The sequence below is a fragment of the Tardiphaga sp. genome, from assembly GCF_044340795.1.
Classification (GTDB): domain Bacteria; phylum Pseudomonadota; class Alphaproteobacteria; order Rhizobiales; family Xanthobacteraceae; genus Tardiphaga.
Map to the genome: position 1 here is coordinate 1 of NZ_JBIISY010000425.1, position 2922 is coordinate 2922.

Annotated in this window: 3 protein-coding genes; 1 reads left to right on the top strand and 2 read right to left on the bottom strand. The window is 62.9% G+C overall.

Translation table 11 applies throughout. From position 1 onward, the window contains the following. Positions 1 to 345 (bottom strand): cation:proton antiporter (locus tag ACIQ17_RS32630; protein ID WP_398473711.1); only part of this gene is annotated, 345 nt, incomplete at its 3' end. 147 nt (positions 346 to 492) lie between these two features. Between ACIQ17_RS32630 and ACIQ17_RS32635 the strand changes: the two genes are divergently transcribed. Further along, positions 493 to 1728 carry a PLP-dependent aminotransferase family protein gene (locus ACIQ17_RS32635; RefSeq protein WP_398473712.1) on the top strand — a complete coding sequence of 412 codons (1236 nt, stop codon included), beginning with the start codon at positions 493 to 495 and terminating at the stop codon, positions 1726 to 1728. 134 nt (positions 1729 to 1862) lie between these two features. On the opposite strand, the gene ACIQ17_RS32640 is transcribed toward ACIQ17_RS32635, so the two are convergent. Further along, positions 1863 to 2922 (bottom strand): lactonase family protein (locus tag ACIQ17_RS32640; RefSeq protein ID WP_398473713.1); only part of this gene is annotated, 1060 nt, incomplete at its 5' end.

Consider the following 2922-nt stretch of genomic DNA (forward strand, 5'->3'; position numbering starts at 1 on the left):
GCCGCCGCCGCCGAGCTTCAGGCCGAGCGCCATGAAGAAGGCGGCGCCGATCGCGCAGCCGACCGTGAGCTGCGTGCCCGCCGCAATGAGGATGACCTTGCCGGCGCGGATGATCTTCTTCAGATCGATCTCGAGACCAATCATGAACAGCATGAAGATCAGGCCGAGTTCGGAGATGGTGGCGACCGACTCGTCCGACTTGACCAGCTTCACCCCGTAAGGTCCGATGATGAAGCCGGCGACCAGATAAGCAAGAATCAGCGGTTGCCGGAAGAAATGCGCCGCCAGCCCGATGGCCCATGCAAACAGGATACATAGGGTGATATCGCGGATAAGGTCGTGCATGCCCCTGCCAATACTAGACTTTCGGCGGCACTGTAATGGTGCGGCGCGCAAGGGCAAAGGGTTAAATCCGGCAATTTCAACCTGAGCGAACGGTTCGTCCAACGAGGCGGGCTGTCACACAACAAAACACTGAGGGAGACCACGTCCATGACATCAGCCAAGTTCGATTACGCACCTTTGCTGCCTGCGGGCCTGCCGGCCGCGGCGGCCAGATGGACGGGTCTCGCCAAATACAGTTTTGTCGGCGGCAACAATGATGCCGAGCAGGTGCCGGTGGCCGACCTGAAGGCGGCCGCCGATGCGGTGCTCACCCGCGAGGGGCATACGCTGGCGACCTATGGGCTGGCGAGCGGGCCGCAGGGCTACCTGCCCTTGCGTAACTTCATCGCCGACAAGCTCAAGCGCGATGCCGGGATCACGTGTACTGCCGATGACGTCCTGATGGTGTCGGGCTCGCTGCAGGCGCTCGACCTGGTGAACCAGGCGCTGCTCGCGCGCGGCGACACCGTGATCATCGAACGCGATTGCTATCAGGGCTCGATCAACAGGCTGACCCGGATGGGCGTCAATATCGTCGGCATCCCGCTCGATGGCGACGGCATGCGGATGGACGCGCTGGCCAAGGCGCTGGCAGAACTCAAGGCCAAGGGCATCCGGCCGAAATATATCTACACCATCCCGACGGTGCAGAACCCGACCGCCACCATCATGCCCGAGGGCCATCGCCGCGAACTGCTGAAGCTGGCCGCCGAATACGGCGTGCCGGTGTTCGAGGACGACTGCTATGCCGACCTGATCTGGGACCACCAGCGCCCGCCCGCGATCCATGCGCTGGATACGAGCGGCAGCGTGATCCATATCGGCTCGTTCTCGAAGTCAGTCGCCCCTGCCTTGCGCGTCGGTTACATCGTGGCGCCCTGGGAGATCATGTCGCGCATGCTGGCGCTGAAGACCGATGCGGGGTCGGGCGCGTTGGAGCAGATGGTGCTGGCGGAATATAGCGTCCAGCATTTCGCCGCGCATGTGCCGAAGGCGACGCGCGGGCTGCGCGCCAAGCTCGACACGCTGATGGATGCGCTGAACGAGCAATTCGGCACGGCGGCGGAATTCGAGGAGCCGAAAGGCGGGATTTTCCTGTGGGTGAAGCTGCCTGCGAATGTGGACGCGATGCAGCTCTACCAAGCGGCGCTGAAGGCGGGCGTTTCGATCAATCCGGGGCCGGAATGGTCGGTGGACAAGGCTTATGCGCACAGCCACATCCGGATCTGCTTTGCGAGCCCGACACATCAGGAGATCCGCGAGGGCATTGCCGTGCTGGCGGATGTGTGCCGAAAGGAGTTTGGGGTGCCGGAGCGGATCGCGAATGTGGGGAAACGGGACTAGCTCCCCTGTCGTCCCGGCGAACGCCGGGACCCATAACCTCCGTCGTTACGGCGGCGCGCAGAGCTGCAACGACAAAGCCCAGCCAATTCTCCAGCGTGTATGGGTCCCTGCGTTCGCCGGGACGACGATGGAGTTTACGGCAGGCTCACGATCTCCACCCAGTTCGGGTTCTTCCCCATCGGCGTCTCGCTCAGCCGTTTCAGCTCGCCCGTCTTCTTGTCGATGGCGTAGCTGATCATGCTGTTCGAGACTTGCCCGACGGCGAGCAGATAGCGGCCGGCAGGATCGATGGCGAAACCACGCGGCTGTTTCGCCGTCGCATAGGAGCCGATCGCGCCGAGCGCCCCGGTCTTCGGATCGACGCGAAACGCGGCCAGCGTGCTGCTGGTGCGCTCCGATGCATAGAGATACTTGCCATCCGGCGTCAGATGAATATCTGCCGCCCATGGCTTGCCCTCAAACCCCTTCGGCAAGGCACTGGCGACCTGGGCTTCCTTCTTTAACGTGCCAGTGTTCGCGTCCCACGGAAACACATAGATCGCGGCATCGAGTTCGTTGAGCAGATAGACGAACTTCCTGTCCGGCGAGAACACCAGATGGCGTGGGCCGCCCTTGGCCTTGACGCTCACGGTCGGCGGCTCGTTGGGGGTGAGCTTGCCGGCCTTGGCATCGAATTTCTGCTGGTAGACGACGTCACCACCCAGGCTCGTATGCAGCACGTAGCGATTGGTGGGATCGACGATGATGGCGTGTGCATTGGGCAAGGTGTCCACCGTCTGCTGCGCCGCTACGATCACGCCGTTGGGACCGATCGCGTTCACCGTCACCTTGTTGCCGCCATAGCTGGCGCCGAGCAGGAAGCGGCCGGTGCGATCGACGGCGATATAGGCCATGGAATCGGCCAGTGGTCCCGGCCCCACCAGCTTCAGCCTACCGGTCTTCGCATCGATATCGAAGGTGACGGCCGTATAGGGCTCATTGCGCAGGGCCGCATAGAGCCGATGTTTTTCGGGGCTGATGGCCAGTGGCAGCGAACCGCCCGGCTTGGCAGGCCCCGGCACTTTCACCGTCTCGACGGCGGACAGGTCGCCATTCGGCTTCAATTCGAGAACGCTGATATCCTGGCTGTCGGCATTGCCGACATAGACGAAGGTGGCCGCGCTGGCTGATGACATCAGCGCTCCCCAGGTGAGG

Excerpts from the sequence above, each read along its gene's own strand:
- ACIQ17_RS32635 (WP_398473712.1), top strand. The coding sequence starts at position 493 with ATGACATCAGCCAAGTTCGATTACGCACCTTTGCTGCCTGCGGGCCTG.